The organism is Sphingomonas sp. 28-62-11, from assembly GCF_002278865.1.
Taxonomy (GTDB): Bacteria; Pseudomonadota; Alphaproteobacteria; order Sphingomonadales; family Sphingomonadaceae; genus Sphingomonas.
On record NZ_NCGB01000038.1, the window covers coordinates 22,472 to 42,754 of the forward strand.

Genomic DNA, 20,283 nt, shown 5'->3' on the forward strand with positions numbered 1-20,283 from the left:
GCGCCAACGTACGTAGCAATAGATCGCTATTATTTATAAAATCGCAATTAAATTACAATATCTGCGTTGACAGGAGAATTTTACATCTTTAGCAGCCGCCCTCGCACAAACTGATTGGGCGCTGTATGGCGCTGGTAACCGCAAGGACGTGTGATGGGCGAAAAATCGGGCGCAGATATCCTGGTCGAGGCGCTGGGCGATCTCGGCGTGGAAGTCGTGTTCGGTTACCCCGGCGGCGCCGTTCTGCCGATTTATGACGCACTGTTCCGCCACAACGCGAATGGTGGGCGCATCAAGCACATCCTGGTGCGCCACGAACAGGCGGCGACTCATGCGGCGGAAGGCTATGCCCGCTCGAAGGGAAAGCCCGGTGTGGTGCTCGTCACCTCGGGCCCCGGCGCAACCAATGCGGTGACGGGCATCACCGATGCGTTGATGGATTCGATCCCGATGGTGGTGATCACCGGGCAGGTGCCGACCGCGCTGATCGGCACCGATGCCTTTCAGGAGGCGGATACCGTCGGCATCACCCGCCACTGCACCAAACATAATTATCTGGTGAAGGACCCGGCCAAGCTCGGCGCGGTGATTCATGAAGCCTTCCATATCGCGACCTCGGGTCGGCCGGGGCCAGTCGTGGTCGATATTCCAAAGGACGTTCAGGTCGCGCTGGCCCGCTACACCAAGCCCGGTCCGATCAAGCACAAGACCTATCGCCCGCAGATCAAGCCCGATCTCGCCGCGATCGAGCAATTGGTCGATATGCTCGCCGCGGCCGAACGGCCGATCCTCTACACCGGCGGCGGCATCATCAATTCGGGGCCAGCGGCGAGCCAGTTGCTGCGCGAACTCGCGGCGATCACCGGCGCCCCCGTGACGTCGACCTTGATGGGGCTTGGCGCATTTCCCGCATCCAGCCCGCAATGGCTCGGCATGCTCGGCATGCACGGCACCTATGAAGCCAATTGGGCGATGAACCAAGCCGATCTGATAGTGGCACTCGGTGCGCGCTTCGATGATCGCGTGACCGGCAGGCTCGATGCGTTCGCGCCCAACGCGCGCAAGGTGCATGTCGATATCGATCGATCGAGCATCAACAAGACGGTGCGGATCGACTTGCCCATCGTGGCGGATGTCGGCCATGCGCTCGAAGCGATGCTGCGGGTGTGGAAAGCGCGCCAGCATCCCCGGCCCGACACCGCCGACTGGTGGCAGCGAATCGCCGAATGGCGCGCGGTGAAATGCCTCGATTTTCCCGAGACCGACCCGAACGCCATCATGCCGCAACGTGCCGTCCGCGCGCTGTGGGAGGCAACGCACAAGCGCGCGCCGATCATCACGACTGAGGTTGGCCAGCACCAGATGTGGGCGGCACAGCATTTCGATTTCGATGCGCCTAATAAATGGCTCACGAGCGGCGGGCTCGGCACGATGGGCTATGGGCTGCCTGCCGCGATCGGCGCGCAGCTCGGCAATCCGAACGCACTGGTCATCGATATTGCCGGAGAAGCCTCGATCCAGATGAACATCCAGGAACTGGCGACCGCGACGCAATACCGCCTGCCGGTCAAGATTTTCATCCTGAACAACCAGTATATGGGCATGGTCCGCCAGTGGCAGGAGCTGACTTATGAAAGCCGCTATGCCGAAAGCTACAGCGATTCACTGCCGGATTTCGTCAAGCTGGCCGAAGCCTATGGCTGGAAGGGCATCCTGATCGAAAAGCCGGGCGAGCTCGATTCCGGTATCGCCGACATGCTCGCTTATGACGGGCCGGTGCTGGTCGATTGCCGGGTGTCTCAACTCGCCAATTGCTTCCCGATGATCCCGTCGGGCGCCGCGCATACCGACATGATCCTCCAGGCGAGCCAGGTGTCGGGCACGATGGATGACGAAGCCAAGGCACTCGTCTGATGCGGATCGCGCAGGAAAAGGTCGAACGCCATACCTTGGCGGTGATCGTCGATAACGAACCGGGCATTTTGGCACGGATCGCGGGGCTGTTCACCGCGCGCGGCTATAATATCGAAAGCCTGACGGTCAGTGAGATCAACGCCGACAAGGCGGTCAGCCGGATCACGATCGTTACCTCGGCAAGCCCGCCGGTGCTCGAGCAGATCGTGGCTCAGCTCGATCGGTTGGTGCCCGTCCACAAGGTGACCGATCTGACGGCGGCTGGCGCGCATGTCGAGCGGGAGCTCGCGCTGATCAAGGTCGCGGGCACTGGCGATCACCGGATCGAGGCGCTTCGCCTGGCCGATGTGTATCGGGCTCGCGTGGTCGACGCGACGACGTCGAGTTTCGTATTCGAGGTGACCGGCGGGACGGACAAGATCGACAAGTTCATTGAGCTGATGCGCGAAGTCGGCCTGATCGAGATCGCGCGGACGGGGATCGTCGCCATTTCGCGAGGCAAAGAGGCAGCGTGAACGGGGTGCTTCTTCAGGCAGCTGCGGGTGTCGTGGTGCTGACGTTGGCAGCGCACAGCTATTTCGGCGAACGACGGCTGATCGGCCCCGTTTTGGCCGTCGAGGCGTCGATTACGCAAAAGCCGTTGGCCCGTGCCGTCCTTCGGTTCGCCTGGCATTTCATGTCGGCGCTCGGGCTGGTCGTGGCGCTGCTCTTGTGGCGCGCGGGAATGTTGCCCGACTCGGCTGATCCGATCGTGGTTGGCTTTGCCGGCATCGTCCTGCTCGCGTCGGGATTGATCGATGCAGTCTGGAGCCGCTTCCAACATATGGGATGGCCCATGCTTACGCTCGCTGGAATCCTAACGCTTTCCTCATTCGCTTAATTCAACACAGGAAACCAAATCATGCGCGTTTATTATGACGGCGATGCCGATCTAAACCTGATCAAAGCCAAGAAGGTCGCCGTCGTCGGCTATGGCAGCCAGGGCCATGCCCATGCCCAGAATCTGCGCGACAGCGGCGTCAAGGAGGTCGCGATCGCGCTCCGCCCCGGTTCTGCGACCGCGAAGAAGGCCGAAGCCGCTGGCTTTATGGTGATGTCGAATGCCGAAGCCGCCGCCTGGGCCGATGTGACGATGATCCTCGCCCCCGACGAGCATCAGGCCGCGATCTACGCCGATGATCTCCATGCCAATTTGAAGCCCGGCGCGACGATTGCCTTCGCGCATGGGCTGAACGTCCATTTCGGGCTGATCGAGGCCCGCCCCGATCTCGACGTGATCATGATCGCCCCCAAGGGCCCTGGCCATACCGTGCGCAGCGAGTATCAGAAGGGCGGCGGCGTCCCCTGCCTGATCGCCGTCGCGCAGGAAGCGGAAGGCGGCGCAGGCAACGGTTATGCCAAGGCGCTCGCGCTTTCCTACGCCAGCGCGGTCGGCGGCGGGCGGAGCGGCATCATCGAAACGACCTTTCGCGAGGAATGCGAGACCGATCTGTTCGGCGAGCAGGCCGTGCTGTGCGGCGGCATCACCCATCTGATCCAGGCGGGTTTCGAAACATTGGTAGAGGCGGGCTATGCGCCCGAAATGGCCTATTTCGAATGCCTCCATGAAACCAAGCTGATCGTTGACCTGCTGTATGAAGGCGGCATCGCCAATATGCGCTATTCGATCAGCAACACGGCCGAATATGGCGACATCAAAACCGGCCCCCGGATCATTACCGCCGAGACCAAGGCCGAGATGAAGCGCGTGTTGGCGGACATACAGGCCGGGCGCTTCGTCAAGGATTTCGTGCTCGACAATCGCGCCGGCCAGCCCGAGCTCAAGGCATCGCGCAAGGCCGCCGCCGCGCACCCGATCGAAAAGGTCGGGGCCGAATTGCGCGCCATGATGCCGTGGATCGGCGCCAACAAACTGGTCGACAAAGCGAAGAACTGAACCCAGCGGAAACTTTGCGTTTCGACATTGGTTTTTGACATGGACGGGGCGCTCGCCGAAACAGGAGCGCCCCCTTTCTTCATGTGGAGACCCTATCATGCGCAAGACCCTGATCCTCGCTGGACTGTTCGCCACGGCGCCCCTGATCGCGCAATCGACCCCGCAGGTCCCGGGCGCTGCTGATCCGGCCCGTATCACCGGTGGCACCTATGCCACCGACCCCAGCCACACGCTGATCGAGTTCGAAGTCGATCATTTCGGCTTCAGCGACTATTTCGGCATCTTCGGCGATGCGACCGGCACGCTCATGCTCGATCCCAAAAAGCCGGCCAACGCCAAGGTCGACATCACCATTCCGGTAGCCAAGGTCACCACCGCGAGCGCCCGGCTGACCGATCATTTGTTGCGTGCGGGCAAGGACGGCGGCAAGCCCGACTTTTTCGGTCCAAACCCGGCCGATGCTCATTTCGTCTCCACCAGCGTTGTCGTAAAAGGCACCACCGCCAAGATTACCGGCAACCTGACGCTGAACGGCATTACCGCGCCCGTTGTGCTCGACACCGAGTTCAAAGGTGCGGGGATCAATCCTTATAGCAAGAAGGAAACCGTCGGCTTTGAAGCGGAGACGACAATCAAGCGCAGCACCTTTGGCATCAAAACAGGTATCCCGTTCGTCTCGGACGAGGTTGAGCTCGAAATCTCGGTGCCGTTCGAAAAGGTCGGCTGATCGCCCTTTACTGTCACGGGATGCTGGGCCATTGGAGGTGCATGATCGCTTCCAATGGCCTGCTCCTGCCGCTTCGACTTACGCGCCCTTAGGCGTGTAAGGGTGTCGCATGATGCCGCCCGCATGACCTGAGGACCAACCTCCCGTCATCCATCCGAAGCCGAAAAGCGACTGACCATGCTGCGTGATCCCGCCACCAAATATCGCCCTTTCCCGCCAATCAACTTGCCCGACCGGCAATGGCCGTCGCGCACCATCACCACCGCGCCGCGCTGGCTCTCCACCGATTTGCGGGACGGCAATCAGGCGCTGATCGATCCGATGGATGCGGAAAAGAAGACGCGGATGTTCGATTTGCTCTGCAAAATCGGCATCAAGGAAATCGAGGTTGGTTTCCCCAGCGCGGGCGCGACGGAATATAACTTCATTTCTGGGCTCGTCGCTAACGGTCGCGTGCCCGATGATGTGATGATCCAGGTGCTGACCCAGTCACGCCGCGACCTGATCGAGACGAGCTTCGCCTCGCTAAGGGGCGCTCCCCGCGCGATTGTTCATCTCTACAATGCGGTCAGCCCCGCCTGGCGCAAGATTGTGTTCGGCATGACGCGCGACGAGGTGCGCGGCATCGCGGTGGAGGGCGCGAAGATCCTGCGCGATTGCGCCGCTGCCCAGCCCGACACCGACTGGCATTTCGAATATAGCCCCGAAACCTTCTCGACCGCCGAGCTCGATTTCTCGGTCCAAGTGTGCGCGGCGGTGATGGAAGTGCTGCGCCCGACGCCCGATCACCCGATTATCTTCAACCTGCCTGCTACGGTCGAGTGCGCAACCCCCAATGTCTATGCCGACCAGATCGAATGGTTCGGGCGCAACATCCCCAACCGCGACAGCGTGGTGATCTCGCTCCACACCCATAATGACCGTGGCACCGGGGTGGCGGCAGCCGAACTCGGCATCATGGCCGGCGCCGACCGCGTCGAAGGCTGCCTGCTCGGCAATGGCGAGCGCACCGGCAATTGCGATCTGGTGACGGTTGCGCTCAACATGTACACCCAAGGCGTCGATCCCGGCCTCGACCTGTCGGACATCGACGAGGTCGTGCGCACCGTTGAATATTGCACCCATATCCCGATCCATCCCCGCACGCCCTATGCCGGCGATCTGGTCTTCACCGCTTTTTCCGGATCGCATCAAGACGCGATCAAGAAGGGATTCGCTGCGCAGGAAGCACGCAACGATTCTTTCTGGGAAGTGCCCTATCTACCGATCGACCCCGCCGATCTTGGCCGCAGTTATGAAGCCGTCATCCGCGTCAATTCGCAAAGCGGCAAGGGTGGCGTGGCCTGGGTGATCGAGCAGGACAAGGGGTTGAAACTGCCCAAGCGGCTCCAGGCCGATTTCAGCCGCCACGTCCAGGCGCTTGCCGACAGTGCGGGCCGCGAACTGAACGCCGCCGATATCTGGCAATTATTTGAGGCGACCTATCTGCCCGGTCCGACCGATCGTTTCGTGCTGCGCGATTATGAGGAAAGCGGCACGGCGGGGCAACGCGTTTTCATTGGCCATGTTGCGATCGATGGCGAGGAGCGCTCGATATCGGGGCGCGGCAACGGCCTCATCTCCGGCGTCATCGCCGCGCTCAGCGACAGCACCGGACCGACGCTCGATGTGGTCGATTACAGCGAACACGCGATCGGTCACGGTGCCGATGCGCAAGCGGTTGCCTATGTCGAATGCCGCACGGCGGCGGGACGCACCGTGTTCGGGGTCGGCATTGATACCGATATCGCCACCGCCAGCGTCCGCGCCGTGCTGAGCGCTGCCAATCGAGGGTAGCAAGTATGGCGCCTGCTGCCCTCAAGATGATTGGTAATGTACGCCTGATGCACAATAGCTGATACCAGGATGAAATGGGGTGACTGCCCCCCGTTCGCCCTGAGCGAAGTCGAACGGCACACGCCGCGCCTGCCCTTCGACTTCGCTCAGGGCGAACGGCGGGTGGAAGTCGATTCAACCCAAAGTCATCTCGCCTTACAGCGGCGGCGGCGCGGCCGCGCTGAAGGCAGGAAGCGCCAGCGCGCGATCGGCCATTGCGGTGACACGCGGAAAGGCTGTCAGATCGGTCTTGAAACGCCGCGCATTGTACATTTGTGGCACCAGGCAGACATCGACGATGTTCGGCGCATCGCCCCCCGCAAATCGCGTATCGGGTAGGAGTTGCTCTAGCGTCGCAAACCCCTGCGCAACCCAATGGCGATACCAGGTATCTATCGCCGCCTTATCCTGCCCCAGCTCGTGCTCGAGATATTGCAGGATGCGCAGATTGTTGATGGGGTGGATATCGCACGCGATCGTCAGCACCATTTCCATTGCCCGCGCCCGCTCGATCGGATCGGCGGCGATCAACCGCGGTTCGGGATGAAAAGCATCGAGATACTCGATAATCGCCAGACTCTGGCCTAGCCGCAGCCCATCGACTTCCAGCGCGGGCACCAGTCCGGCGGGATTGATGGCGAGATAATCGGGCGCGCGCTGCTCCCCGGCCCGAAGCGCATAGTTGCGCTTTTCATAGGCCAGCCCCTTCAGGTTCAGCGCGATCCGCACCCGGTAGCTCGCCGACGACATCGGAAAATCATGAAGGATCATGCGAAATCGTTCCTACTTGCGAGGGTCACCGGGCGCGGGGATAGCGCCAATGCGCTCAATAGACGACGACCGATCGAATGCTCTCGCCGGCGTGCATCAGATCAAAGCCCTTGTTGATCTCCTCAAGGCTCAGCACGTGCGTGATCATCGAGTCGATTTCGATCTTGCCGTTCATGTACCAGTCGACGATCTTCGGCACATCGGTGCGCCCCTTCGCGCCGCCGAATGCGGTACCGCGCCAGTTGCGGCCAGTGACGAGCTGGAACGGGCGGGTGGCGATTTCCTTGCCCGCCTCTGCCACGCCGATGATGATGCTGGTGCCCCAGCCGCGGTGGCACGCCTCGAGCGCCTGACGCATCACGGTGGTGTTGCCGGTGCAGTCGAAGGTGTAGTCGGCCCCGCCATCCGTCAGCGCGACGAGATGCGCGACCAGATCACCGTCGATGGACTTCGGGTTGACGAAATGGGTCATGCCGAAGCGGGTGCCCCATTCCTCACGCGCGGGGTTGATGTCCACACCGACAATCATCCCCGCCCCCGCCAGGCGCGCGCCCTGAAGCACATTCAGCCCGATCCCGCCGAGCCCGAACACAATCACCGTATCACCCACCTGCACCTTGGCGGTGTTGACCACTGCGCCAACCCCAGTGGTGACCCCGCAGCCGACATAGCAGCTCGTTTTGAACGGTGCGTCCTCGCGGATCTTGGCCACCGCAATTTCGGGCAGAACGGTAAAGTTCGAAAAGGTCGAGCAGCCCATATAATGGAAGATCGGTTTGCCCTGATAACTGAACCGCGTCGTACCATCAGGCATCAGCCCCTTGCCCTGCGTCGCGCGGATTGCGGTGCAGAGATTGGTCTTCCCGCTGAGGCATGACTTACACTGGCGGCATTCGGGGGTGTAGAGCGGGATGACGTGATCACCGGGCTTTACGCTTGTGACGCCCGCGCCCACCTCACGAAGGATACCGGCGCCTTCATGGCCCAGTATGCTGGGGAACAACCCCTCACTGTCGAGCCCGTCGAGCGTATAGGCATCGGTATGGCAAATGCCCGTCGCCATGATCTCCATGAGCACCTCGCCCGCCTTTGGCCCCTCAAGGTCGAGCTCGACGATTTCGAGTGGCTTTTTGGCTTCGAACGCAACGGCAGCACGGGTCTTCATGGGGTATTCCTTCGGCTCGGTCTTCGGAGTGGTTATTGCTTACAAGAAAAGCTCGGCCGCAGCATCGATGATCGCATGCGCGTCGATCCGGTATTCGCGGTAGAGATCGGGCAGGTCGCCGGTCTGCCCGAACCGATCTAGTCCGAGCGGCGAGACGCGGTTGCCGCGCACGCCGCCAATCCAGCTGAGCGTGCCCGGGCTGCCATCAATCACGGTGATGAGGCCCGCGGTGGGCGAAAGGGCGCCGAGCAAGGTCGCGATATGCGCAGCCTCCCCGCCCCCGCTCCAGCGCGCGGCCCGGGCCGCCGACCAACCGCGATGCAGCAGATCGGGTGAGGTGACCGCCATCAGGCCGATGCCGGGAACGTCGTCCTGCAGCTGTTCCCATGCCTCGATCGCTTCCGGCAGGATCGCGCCAGTGGCGATGATCGCGGCTTCGGCACCGGGCGCGGGGCGCTTGAGCCAATAACCACCCTTGATTGCACCGTCCTCCCACCGATCATCTTCGCGGCTCACTTGCGCGATGCTGCGGGTGGAAAGGCGCAGATACACCGCGCCGCCATCGGTCGCCTGCATATGCCGGAACGCATGGCCCATCAGCAGCGCGACTTCATCGGCGAAGGCGGGTTCGTAATAGGTGAGCCCGGGTTGCCCCATCCCGATCAGCGGTGAATTGATCGACTGATGCGCGCCGCCTTCTGGACCCAGCGTCAACCCGGACGGCGTTGCCACCAGCAAGAACCGCGCATTCATATAACAGCCGTAGTTGAGCGCATCGAGCCCGCGCGCAATGAACGGATCATAGACGGTGCCCACCGGCATCAGCCGCGCGCCGAACAGCGGTGCCGCAATCCCCGCTGCGGCCAACATCAGGAACAGGTTATTCTCGGCAATGCCCAATTCGATATGTTGCCCCGCTGGCCGCCCTGCCCATTTCTGCGCCGAAGGGATGCGGGCTGCCGCGAACACATCGTCCATGTCCTTGCGGCGGAACAGCCCGCGCTGGTTCACCCAGGCGCCTAGATTCGTCGAGACCGTGACGTCGGGCGAGGTGGTGACAATATGATCGGCGAGTGCCTGCGCCTTGGGGTCGCTCGATTTCGCCAGATCGAGCAAGACCTTGCCGAACGCGGTCTGCGTTGCCTGTTCATCGCCATCGGGCACCGGCAGTCGATCGGGTACGGGCACATCGGCAAAGCTGCGATCGGCGATCTTGGCGTGGAGGGGTGATGACTCAACAAACGCGCTGATGGTTGCCCGCGCATTGTCGCCCAGTCCCGACCAAGGCTGCCATTCCTCGCCTGCGGCAATCCCCATCTGGTCGCGCAACGCGGCAATCTGGCCGGGGTTCATCAATCCGGCATGATTGTCCTTATGCCCCGCAAAGGGCAGCCCATAGCCCTTGACGGTATAGGCGATAAAACAGGTTGGCGTGTCGTCAGCTGCCTTGGCAAAAGCGTCCAGGATCGTTTCGATGCAATGGCCGCCAAGATTGGTCATCAGCCGCGCGAGCGACGCGTCATCATGCCGCGCCAGCAACGCCGAAACGCCGCTTCGATCGCCAATGTCGCTGGTCAATCGCGCCCGCCATGCAGCACCGCCCTGATAGGTGAGTGCGGCGAAGTCAGCATTGGGGCACTGATCGATCCATTCTTCCAAATGCTTGCCACCGGGCGTCTTGAACGCCGCACGCTGCAGCTTGCCGTGCTTCAGCGTCAGCACGCGCCAGCCACAGGTTTCGAAGATATCATCGAACCGGTCGAACATCCGGTCCGCCGTCGTCGCATCGAGCGACTGGCGGTTGTAATCGACGATCCACCAGCAATTGCGGACATCGTGCTTGTACGCCTCGATCAGGCATTCATAGATATTGCCCTCATCCAGTTCGGCATCGCCCATCAGCGCGATCATCCGGCCGGTATCGGCGGGCGCGAGCTTGCCATGTGCAACGAGATAATCCTGGACAAGGCTGGCAAAGGCGGTGATCGCGACGCCTAAGCCCACCGAACCGGTTGAAAAATCGACCGGAATCGCGTCCTTGGTCCGGCTCGGATAGCTTTGCATGCCACCAAAGCCACGAAACGCCTGAAGTTGCGCGAGGCTCTGGCTCCCCAGCAGATAATGGATCGCGTGCAGAATCGGCCCGGCATGGGGCTTTACCGCGACCCGATCATTCGGCCCGAGCGCCGCAAAATAAAGCGCCGTCATGATCGTCGAGATCGAGGCGCAACTCGCCTGGTGCCCGCCCACCTTCAACCCATCCCGGTTTTCGCGCAGATGGTTCGCGTTATGGATTGTCCATGACGACAACCAGCGCAGCCGCGCATCGATCGTCTCCAGCGTCTCCACAAGATCGCGCGGTCGGTCAGTCAGGGCCGGGGATATGATCATCAACGTCTGCTTATGGCTGCGGCAGGAGCAATATGCCCTCGATCACGATCTTCGCGCACGAATACAAGTCCCGATCTTTCGGCTGGAGCGGACATGCGCGCATCGCCTATCATCGGGACAGTCCCGGGCAACCCCGCATCGTTTATAGCCGACAAAGATTGTTGTTTAGGCTATAAGGAACCGTTGGTCGGACACAAAGCAGTCGGACGCACGGGGACTGAAACGCTTCGGTTTCGAGGGGGGGAATGATGAAGGGCGCGCAGCATCGGCGGTCAATCGGATTGGCAGCGGCGGCATTGATGGCGGGATTTGCTTCCCCCGCATTGGCGCAGCAGGATCAGCAGGCGTCCGAGCTTGATGCCATCATCGACACCGCCAATGATCCCGAAGCCGCCCTGCGCCTGGCGCGTGAGCAGAGCGACTCGGGCGATCTGGTAGCGGCCGCCGCGACCCTGGAACGCGCGTTGATTACGCGGCCCAGCACGGCAGTTCGGCTCTATTATGTGGCAACCCTGTGCCGGCTTGATGATCGCGCCCGCGCCCAAATCGAACTCGGCCAGGTCAATGGTGGGCGGATCGCCGATGCGGAATGGGCCGGTGTGGTGCAAGCATGCGGCACGATCGAACGGCCGATTGCTAAAGGGCCTTCCAATCGCGGCATTTTCGGCCAGCTCGCGCTTGGCTTGGCCTATGATACCGACGCGCTCGGTGCCCTTTCCGTCTCGTTCGACTTCCCCGGGATTACCGGTGTTTCCGATGACGATGCCGCGTTCATCGCCGGTGGCCAGATCGAAGGCCGGGCGCCGGTCGGGCAGGGTTATGTTTATGCCGGACTGGCGGGCGAGACGAAGAATGCGTTTGGCAGCTCAGGGCTTGATTACCAGATCGGCACGGCGCGGTTGGGGTTTGGCCAGCAGGGCAGCCGAATCGGTTTTGCGGCGGGGGGCCTTGTTACCCATGCCCGGCTGCAGGGCGACCCCTTCGTCACCGAATATGGCGGCCAGGCCGACCTGTTCGTGTCGACGGGACGCACGGGGCGCATCGCACTTCGCGGCGTGGCGGTGGATCAGGATTATACCGGCTCTTTCCCGTTCTTTTCACGCGACGGCGAACGCTATGATCTGGCGCTTGATTACAGCGCCACCACCCGGCGCGGGGCGAACTGGGTGATCGGTGCCGCCTTTGAGGAGAAAACCGCCGTCACCACATCCCTCGGCTATCGCGGCGTGCGAGCGTACAGCGCGTTTCGAGAGCCGATCGGGCAGGCGGGCAGCTATGGCCTGCTTTCATCGACGATCCGTTTCGTCGACTTCCGCGATGCGATGTTCGTGACCGATCGACAGGAAATCCGGACCTTTACTCGCGGAGCACTCGGCACGCCTTTGTTCGGCAGCGGCTTCGATATCGAGGCGGGCCTTAGCCACACACGGCGTGACTATAACCGATCGAGCTTCCTTCGGGATTACGACAGTTTTGGCCTCGACCTTCAGATCGTCTGGAACTTTGGCAAATGAGGAATGATCGCATGATCCGCCGCATGATCCCGATCGTCGCCGGCCTGATGGCGGCAACCGCCTTTTCCCCTGCCGCCGCGCAGACTGTGGGCGTCAACGCTGCCGTGCTGAACGACGTGACGATGACCACCCAGGCCAATCCAAAGCGTCACCGCGCGGTGGTGAAAGAGCGCGTTTCGCTGGGCAATGACATCAATACCGGGCGCGCCAGCCGGTTGCAGGTGCTGCTGCTCGATCGGACGATCTTTGCGCTGGGCAGCAATTCCCGGATCAAGGTCGATCGCTTCGTCTATGATCCGAATCGCAAGGCGAGCGCTGTCGGGCTGTCGGTTGCACGTGGCACTTTCCGTTTCATGTCGAGCAAGGCGCTCCACGCCAATCCCGGCCAGTCGGCGATCAGTACGCCGGTCGCTACGATCGGCGTCCGCGGCACGATCGTCGACGGCGCGATCGGAGCTGATGCCGTTCGGATCGCGGCACGTGAAGCGGGCCTCGGCAATTACACCGCCGATCCCACCACCGCTTCGCTCATTCTGCTGCGTGGCCCTGGCGCCGCCGCACAGGGTGGCGAGACCCCCGGCGCGATCGACGTGATTGCTGGCGGCGTAACCGTTCCCGTGGAGCGTCCCGGCTATGCCGTATTCGTTCCCGGCCCCAATCAGCCGCCGATCGGGCCGTTTCTGCTCTCGGCCCGCGGATCGGCCGAGCTGAACGAGTTGCTCGGCATCAGGGGGCGAGGCGGCCTGTTCGACGAGAACGGCATCCTGCGTCGTAACCCAATCACTGACCAGTATTTTGAGAATGGCCGCCAGTCGCAGTCGTTCGATCGTTCCCCGGGGGGCTAGAGCGCGATCGCCTTATGTTGATCCGCCACCCGTCCCGTTCGTGTCGAGCGAAGTCGAAACACCCTGCGCAGCGTTTGCGGCATGCCCCCCGACGATGCTCGGGACGAACGGATCACTGTAAAGTGATTATGCTCTAGAGCGCGATGAATTCAGGCGCGGTCAAACGTTTCACCCCTGTTCGATCAACCGAACGGCATCCTGCCCAAGCGCCTGTCGATCCGGTCTGGGCCGGTCCCTATTTCTCGGCAGCGGCGAAAACGCCGTCCCAGCCTTCACCCGGCGGTTGCGCTTCGAAGCGCGTAATCCGTTCGGCGTAGAGCGTGTGCAGCGGACCAAGGCCGAACTGCGCAACATGGGGCGCTGCGGCCGCAATCCACGCTCGAGCGAGGGTCCAATCCTGCGCTGCATAAGCGGCGAGCATGTCACGGTGCATCGCCTCGATCCGCCGAAAAGCAGGGGCCAGCGCCAGATCCTCGCTGCCCATCAGCGCATAAACCTGCTCGGGCGCCTCGCGCCCCACCACACGCACGCGATCAAGCGGGAGGATCGCGAATTCGGGCAGATGCTGTTGCAATGCTGCACCAATCACGATCGACACGCCGTAATATTTGGTCAGCCCCTCCAGCCGTGAAGCCAGGTTCACCGTGTCGCCGATCAGCGAATAGGACAGCCGCTGCGCTGACCCCATGTTACCGACGCAGCATGGCCCGGCATTCAGGCCAATGCCGATTCGCACATCGCCGGGCCAGGGCGTTGCGCTTTGCGCGGTCATCACATCGTTCATCTGTTCGAGCCGGGCGACCATTTCCAGCGCACCGCGCGCGGCATTGGCGTGCTGATCGGGATCGTCGAGCGGGGCGTTCCAAAAGGCCAGAATGGCATCGCCGATGAACTTGTCGATCGTCGCTTTGCGCGCGAGCAGAATGTCACACATCGGCGTCAGAAACGCGATCAGAAAGCGGATGATTTCCTGTGGGCCCATCAACTCCGAAATGGCCGAGAAGCGCCGGATATCGCAGAACAGCACGGTCATCTCGCGCACTTCGCCGCCGAGTTCGAGCTGGCCTGGATCATCGACGATCCGCTTGACGAGCTCTGGCGACAGATACCGGTCAAACGCGCGGTGGATATAGGCGCGCTGCCGCTCTTCGCGGTAGAACGTTACTCCCGTCCCGACGACATAGACCGCGAGCAGCCCGAGCACCGGATAGGTCGGATCGAGCAGATACTGGTACTGCAGAAACGCTCCCCAGCTACCGGCCATGATGCCCCCAACGGCAATCGCGCCAAGCACTGCACCGCGCATTGCCCCCAGCCGGGGCAACACCAGCGCGAGGATCAGCCCGAGCGCCAGCAACAGACTGCGTTCGAGCCCGCTCGCCCAATCAGGGCGCACCAGATAGCGACCAAGGATCATCTGCTCGACCGCCTGGGTATGGACCATCACCCCCACTTCGCGGTCGCGCAGCGGCGTGGCGATCAAGTCGCGCAGGCCCGCAGCACCGCTACCGATGAAAACGATCCGCCCGTCAAACGCCGCGCGCATTTCGGCAGGGCTCATCGCCCCGGTCAGCACTTTCCAGGCCGGGATCGTGCGCGCCGGGTGCGGCGCAGTAAAGTATAGCCATAGCTCGCCCGCTGGTGTGGTCGGCACTTCAAACCCGCCGACCTTGAGCGAGACGACTTGCGCCGCCCCGCCGCCAAATTCACCGCTGGCGCTGGTCGATTTGACGATGACCGATCCGGCTTCCTGCGCTGTACGCAGCGCATCCAGCGACAGTGAGGGCAGCAGCCGCCCGTTTTGTGACGCGATCAGGGGGGCTTTGCGAATAATCCCATCACGGTCGCCCAGCAGGCTGACAAAGCCTGATCCGGAGGCGCTGTCGCGAAACGCGGGCAGCGGCTCAATCGCGCTCGAAAACGCCTGCACCGCGCCCGCCGGGGACGTGCCCGCCATTGCCAGCCCAGCCTTGGGTTCAACCACTGGCCCCTGCCCCTCACGCCCCAGGAAATAGCCAAGCGTTACTGGCGCTGCCGCAATCGCCGCCGCCAGGGTCGCGTCATTATCGGGTAGCGCGCGCAACGCCGACAGCGCGGGCGAATTGCCGTTGCTGCGCTGCAGCCTTGCGGCGATCCGCGCCGGCGATGTCCGGTCGGGTTCCGAAAACACGATATCATAAGCGATCGAGGCTGCCCCGGCATCACCGAGCCGCCGGGTCAGATCGGCAATGTCGGTACGCGGCCACGGCCATTGGCCCAGACGGCGGATCGATTCGTCATCGATATCGACGATGCGGACCGGCACATCCTCATAAGGACGCGGCACTGCGCGTTGGTACCCGTCGAACAGCAACAACCCGAGCCGCTCGAGCTGGGGCACCCCGGCCAGCTGCAGCAAAGCGACGATCAGAAGCGCACCAAGCGCGGGCAACACCGCGCCGCCCTTGCTTTTCCAAAAATACCGTCCCGCCCAATTGGCCATCGACCGTGCCCCCGCCGTCAGCGACGATATAGCAGCAAATCAGCAACGATGCGCGAGTCTATCAGCCGCGATTTCCGGACGATTGTCCCACACCTGGTGTCACATACCGCTATCGGCCGGGGTGATAGCTGCGCTCAATCTGCCCCTTCAGATCGGCCCGGTTGAAGAGCACGGGCTTGGTCTTCAACTGGACGAACAGCTTTGCCTGATCGGCATAATGCGGCGATTTGGCGTCCATCGTCGCCGATCCGAACTGGTGAATGCTGCGCGACGAGAGCTTGCCCGCCTTGTCCCAGGTTACGAACATCACGAAGGTGTCCCCGCCATTGGCGGTTAGCGTGCCGTCATCCTGCTTCTTGCCGTAGACTGCCCGGTAAACATCGGGCCCACCCGAAATCGGCAGATCGACGGTGCCGCGCCGCAAGCGGTTGACCTGACCCCATTCGGGATCGAGCCGACCGAAGTGCTTTTTCAGATGCGCAATTGCTGAATCGAGCGCCGGGCGAAGGGGCGGGGTCGGCTCACCCATTTCGAGCGCCCGGCCGATCGGCTCGCCCATCAACACCGCCAGCGCCGCGCCGCGATTGGCGGTATCGGTCCGCCGGTCCCAGCTTTTCAGGATCGTCTGCGCAGCCGCAAGATCGGCATTGCCCTTCGCATCATAGGCGAGCGCCTGTTTGATTAGCCCGGCGAGCACGCTTTGGTCGCTATAGGCCAGATCATATTTGTAGGTGTCGAACTCCTCGGGTGTGATCGACGTATCGAGGGCATAGGTTTCGAGCACCCGGTGCGCGCGGTTGGTCATGTTGGTCTGCAGGCCGAAGTTCCGGCCTAGATTCTCGGGCTTGATGTTATCGGCCGGGTCGGTCGCGATCAGCGGGTTGTTGTTCGAATTGAACACATAGCCAGCCTTCGGATTCCAGAGCTGCGGCAATTGTGCAAAGGGCACGCGCTGCGTCCACAGCAGATCGGGCCGATCGCCGGGCAACGTGCCCTGCCAGTCGACGCCGTCCTTGCGCACCGGGAACTGGCCGTTCGACAGATAACCGATATTGCCGCGATCATCGGCATAGATGAAATTGATGCTCGGCAGCGCCTGCATCGCCATGGCGGCGCGCCATTCCTCGAGCGAGCGTGCCTTGTTCATCGCCATATACTGGTTGGGCTGGCGCACTTCATGTTCGCCTGCATAGCTGAGGGCATAGGTGCCGTGATCGGTTTCGAACACCGGACCATGCACTGACCAGAGCACATCGCGGTTCACCGTCCACAGAATCGGGCCAAAAATCTTGACGCGGAACGTCGCGACCGACTTTTCGAACGCGCGCCATTTACCGTCGAAGAAATATTGCCCCGGCTTGGCGGGATCGGTCTTCAGCCGATAAACGTCCGACAGATCGGCCTTGTTGACGGTGCTCGCCCAGCCAAGATTGGCGTTATGGCCGTGCAGCATGAACGGCGATCCGGGGAAGAAGCCGCCCGCGACGTGCCAGCCTTCACCACTGTCGAGCACGGCTTCGTACCAGGCGACCGGCCCCTCATAAGGCTGGTGCGAATTAACGAGCAGCCGGGTGGCGCCGTCCGATGATCGCGACGGGGCGACGGCGATACCGTTCGATCCCTTGGGTGGGGATGTGTCACGTTCGGGCTTCTTCTCGGTGATGGACTTCAATACCTTGTCGAGCCCATAGAAAAACGGCCCGCGAAAAATCGTTCCTGCGGCAACGTCCCGACCCGAAAGCGGGATCACACCAGCTGGAACTAGGCCTGGATGCTGCGCAGCATATAGGTTCACGCCATCTGCATAGCCCTGCATCACGGCGCGCGCTTCAGGGGTAACCTGGGTTTCGTAGCCCGCTGCCACTTTTTCCCAGACGCGAAACAGCCGGACGAGATAATCGCCGATTGCTGCATCCTTGCCCTTGGTCTCCGCAGCGCGGCCGCGCGTCGTGAGTACGGCATCGACGATGGTCGCGAAATCATCCTCGCTATGCGCATAGCCCATGCCGAAGGCGACATCGGCATCGCGCTTGCCCGAGATGTGCGGCACGCCAAACCGGTCGCGTTCGATTAGTGGATCATATTGCCGGGCCTTGGCAATCAGTGGTGCGGGATCGAAATCACGGCCGGGCAAAGCAACGCGCACCCCGGCTGCATAGGCCACCACCCCGGCCAGCACCAACACTAGCAAGCCCCAATATCGTTTCTTCACAGCGGCGCTCCCCTATTGGCCTTCTGCTCTAGCGAACTCCCGCTGAAATCCAATCCATCGCTGGCCAGCGCGGTGGTAACATGCCGATGGCTCGACTATGTCATTCGGGTGAGCAGAATGACGCGATGACCCATCAGCCGACCCCAGGCCCGCCCGCACGGCTGGCGCGCGAATGGTGGCGCGGCGCGATTATCTATCAGATCTATCCCCGCAGCTTTGCCGATTCGAACGGCGACGGGATCGGCGATCTGCCCGGCATCACGGCACGGCTCGATCATGTCGCGTCACTCGGTGTGGACGCGATCTGGATGTCACCGTTCTTCACGTCGCCGATGAAAGACTTCGGCTATGATGTCGCCGATTACCGCGGCGTCGACCCGATTTTCGGCACGCTCGACGATTTCGACGCCCTAGTCGCCCGCGCCCACGCGCTTGGGCTGAAGGTTATCATCGACCAGGTCTATGCGCACACATCGGACGCGCATGACTGGTTCCGGCAAAGTCGCGCCGATCGCACCGACGAGCGCGCAGACTGGTATGTCTGGGCCGATGCCAAAGCCGATGGATCGCCACCCAACAACTGGCAATCCGTGTTCGGCGGCCCCGCCTGGACCTGGGATGCACGGCGCGGCCAATATTACCTGCACAATTTTTTGAGCAGTCAGCCGCAACTGAACCTGCACCTGCCCGCCGTCCAGGACGCGCTGATCGATACCGCGTGTTTCTGGCTTGATCGCGGAGTTGATGGCTTTCGGATGGATGCTATCAATTTTGCGATGCACGATCCGGCGCTCACCGACAATCCACCTGCCCCGCCCGGCAAGGCACCGCGCAGCCGCCCCTTCGATTTTCAGCGCCACCTGCACAACCAGTCCCATCCCGATATCCCCCGGTTCGTTGCCCGGTTGCGGGAATTGCTGGATCGCTATGGCGATCGTTTCACCGTCGCTGAAGTCGTCGGCGCGGATAGCGATCGTGAGATGAAGGCGGTCACCGCCGATGGCCGCCATTTCGACAGCGCCTATGGCTTTGATTTTCTCTACGCTCGCAATCTTACCCCCGCTCGAGTGCGCGCAGCGGTGGAACGATGGCCCGATCTGCCGGGGCTTGGTTGGCCGAGCTGGGCATTTTCCAATCATGATGCGCCACGTGTGGCCTCGCGCTGGGCCGTCCCCGAACACCGCGATGCCCTTGCCCGGCTCGCTATGTTGCTCCTGTTATGCCTGCGCGGCGATGTGTTCATCTATCAGGGCGAGGAGCTTGGCCTGGATCAGGTCGAGATCGGTTTCAACGATCTGCAAGACCCTGAGGCGATTGCCAACTGGCCGCTCACGCTCAACCGGGACGGTGCCCGCACGCCAATGCCATGGGATCACGGTGCGCCAATGCTTGGCTTTTCGACGGCAAAGCCCTGGCTACCGATCGGCCCGAACCATGCAGCGCTAGCCGTGTCGCGACAGGAAGGCGACGCCGCGTCGATGCTATCGCTGACCAGGCGGTTGATTGCCCTGCGCAAGCAAAGCGATGCGTTGTTGCTTGGCGAGCTGCGCGTGATCGAGGAGTCTGAAGCAGTGCTGGCATTCGAACGAACGATCGATGGTGCGCAACTGTTGTGCGTATTCAATCTGGGTGACGGCGATCCTGTATGGCAACCCGCACCGCCCGACGCCTGGCGGATCATCGAGCGCGTTGGCACCGGCAGTGGCTGGGCACTCGGCCCCTTTGGCGGCTTGATCGCAGAACGAAACACCATCGCATGAAGGATCGTCGGATGACGATATGGATGCTGCGCTTGCGTGGGCTATTGCTGTCATTCGCGCTGCTGTTCGCGGCGACGGGCGCGATAGCGGCCAAGCGCGCGCCCGAAGGCCGGTTCGTCGATTTGCCGGCGGTAGCATCGGCCCATATCCCCGCGCAGCATGTCACGATCTGGCTGCCGCCCGGCTATGATCGCGGGCGCAAGCGATACGGCGTCATTTACATGCATGACGGGCAGAACGTCTTCTTTCCCGCCAAATCGGGCTATGGAAAGGCGTGGGAGGCGGACAAATCGCTGCTGCGGCTGATCGCGGCAAAGCAGGTCGAGCCCGTCATCATCGTCGCGATCTGGAACCCCGGCGCTGCACGTGCGCGCCAATATTACCCGCAGGCCTTGTATGCAGCGGGCCCCAGCTGGGCGCGCGAGGAGGTCGATCGCCTGTTCAAGGGGCCGGTCTATTCCGACGCCTATCTGACGTTCCTGACGAGCGAATTGAAGCCGATGATCGATCGGCAATATCGTACGCTTGCCGATCGCGATCACACATCGATCGTCGGATCGAGCATGGGCGGGCTGATCTCGCTTTATGCGATTGCCGAGTATCCCCAGGTCTTCGGTTCGGCTGGGTGCGTCTCCACGCATTGGCCGTTGTCGAACCCGGTCATCACCCCGGCGCAGCGCGATGAATTGCT

15 protein-coding genes are annotated in these 20,283 nt (G+C 62.2%); 10 read left to right on the forward strand and 5 right to left on the reverse strand.

Annotation, left to right across the window (positions count from 1 at the left end; translation table 11 throughout):
- Positions 1–153 precede the first annotated feature (153 nt).
- The 6 genes from B7Y49_RS12355 (at position 154) to leuA (ending at position 6,413) form a co-directional block, all read left to right on the forward strand.
- Complete coding sequence (locus tag B7Y49_RS12355; RefSeq protein ID WP_374127901.1) at positions 154–1,914, forward strand: acetolactate synthase 3 large subunit; 1,761 nt, start codon at positions 154–156, stop codon at positions 1,912–1,914.
- Positions 1,914–2,429, forward strand: coding sequence for an acetolactate synthase small subunit (gene ilvN, locus B7Y49_RS12360; RefSeq protein WP_374127902.1), 516 nt, complete (start codon positions 1,914–1,916; stop codon positions 2,427–2,429). The genes B7Y49_RS12355 and ilvN overlap by 1 nt, the downstream gene beginning before the upstream one ends.
- The gene (locus B7Y49_RS12365) at positions 2,426–2,794 is read left to right on the forward strand and encodes a hypothetical protein (RefSeq protein ID WP_374127903.1); all 369 of its coding nucleotides are present in this window, start codon (positions 2,426–2,428) and stop codon (positions 2,792–2,794) included. Before ilvN ends, B7Y49_RS12365 begins: the two co-directional genes overlap by 4 nt.
- A 21-nt stretch (positions 2,795–2,815) precedes the next feature.
- Positions 2,816–3,850, forward strand: a complete 1,035-nt coding sequence (gene ilvC, locus B7Y49_RS12370) for an NADP-dependent ketol-acid reductoisomerase (protein ID WP_374127904.1) — start codon at positions 2,816–2,818, stop codon at positions 3,848–3,850.
- Between the two features lie 97 nt (positions 3,851–3,947).
- Complete coding sequence (locus B7Y49_RS12375; RefSeq protein ID WP_374127905.1) at positions 3,948–4,577, forward strand: YceI family protein; 630 nt, start codon at positions 3,948–3,950, stop codon at positions 4,575–4,577.
- 177 nt (positions 4,578–4,754) lie between these two features.
- The gene (gene leuA, locus B7Y49_RS12380) at positions 4,755–6,413 is read left to right on the forward strand and encodes a 2-isopropylmalate synthase (protein WP_374127906.1); all 1,659 of its coding nucleotides are present in this window, start codon (positions 4,755–4,757) and stop codon (positions 6,411–6,413) included.
- Between the two features lie 195 nt (positions 6,414–6,608).
- Here leuA and maiA read toward each other — a convergent pair whose 3' ends face one another.
- From maiA to B7Y49_RS12395, 3 genes are read right to left on the reverse strand one after another with little or no spacing between them, the layout of a single operon-like run.
- The gene (gene maiA, locus B7Y49_RS12385) at positions 6,609–7,223 is read right to left on the reverse strand and encodes a maleylacetoacetate isomerase (RefSeq protein ID WP_374127907.1); all 615 of its coding nucleotides are present in this window, start codon (positions 7,221–7,223) and stop codon (positions 6,609–6,611) included.
- 55 nt (positions 7,224–7,278) lie between these two features.
- A complete protein-coding gene (locus B7Y49_RS12390) occupies positions 7,279–8,388 on the reverse strand; it encodes an S-(hydroxymethyl)glutathione dehydrogenase/class III alcohol dehydrogenase (RefSeq protein ID WP_374127908.1) in 1,110 nt (369 codons plus the stop codon).
- Positions 8,389–8,427: 39 nt separating this feature from the next.
- Positions 8,428–10,779 carry a transketolase gene (locus B7Y49_RS12395; RefSeq protein ID WP_374127909.1) on the reverse strand — a complete coding sequence of 784 codons (2,352 nt, stop codon included), beginning with the start codon at positions 10,777–10,779 and terminating at the stop codon, positions 8,428–8,430.
- 248 nt (positions 10,780–11,027) lie between these two features.
- Between B7Y49_RS12395 and B7Y49_RS12400 the strand changes: the two genes are divergently transcribed.
- Positions 11,028–12,293 carry a hypothetical protein gene (locus B7Y49_RS12400; protein WP_374127910.1) on the forward strand — a complete coding sequence of 422 codons (1,266 nt, stop codon included), beginning with the start codon at positions 11,028–11,030 and terminating at the stop codon, positions 12,291–12,293.
- A gap of 11 nt (positions 12,294–12,304) precedes the next feature.
- A complete protein-coding gene (locus B7Y49_RS12405) occupies positions 12,305–13,138 on the forward strand; it encodes a FecR domain-containing protein (RefSeq protein WP_374127911.1) in 834 nt (277 codons plus the stop codon).
- Positions 13,139–13,373: 235 nt separating this feature from the next.
- On the opposite strand, the gene B7Y49_RS12410 is transcribed toward B7Y49_RS12405, so the two are convergent.
- Both B7Y49_RS12410 and B7Y49_RS12415 read right to left on the reverse strand, forming a co-directional pair.
- Positions 13,374–15,620, reverse strand: coding sequence for a CHASE2 domain-containing protein (locus B7Y49_RS12410; RefSeq protein WP_374127912.1), 2,247 nt, complete (start codon positions 15,618–15,620; stop codon positions 13,374–13,376).
- A 109-nt stretch (positions 15,621–15,729) separates the two neighbouring features.
- Positions 15,730–17,832, reverse strand: coding sequence for an acylase (locus B7Y49_RS12415; RefSeq protein ID WP_374127913.1), 2,103 nt, complete (start codon positions 17,830–17,832; stop codon positions 15,730–15,732).
- A gap of 125 nt (positions 17,833–17,957) precedes the next feature.
- Here B7Y49_RS12415 and B7Y49_RS12420 point away from each other — a divergent pair, with 125 nt between their 5' ends.
- On the forward strand, positions 17,958–19,592 hold the full coding sequence (locus B7Y49_RS12420) for an alpha-glucosidase (protein WP_374127914.1): 1,635 nt from the start codon (positions 17,958–17,960) through the stop codon (positions 19,590–19,592).
- Between the two features lie 11 nt (positions 19,593–19,603).
- Positions 19,604–20,283 (forward strand): alpha/beta hydrolase (locus tag B7Y49_RS12425; protein ID WP_374127915.1); only part of this gene is annotated, 680 nt, incomplete at its 3' end.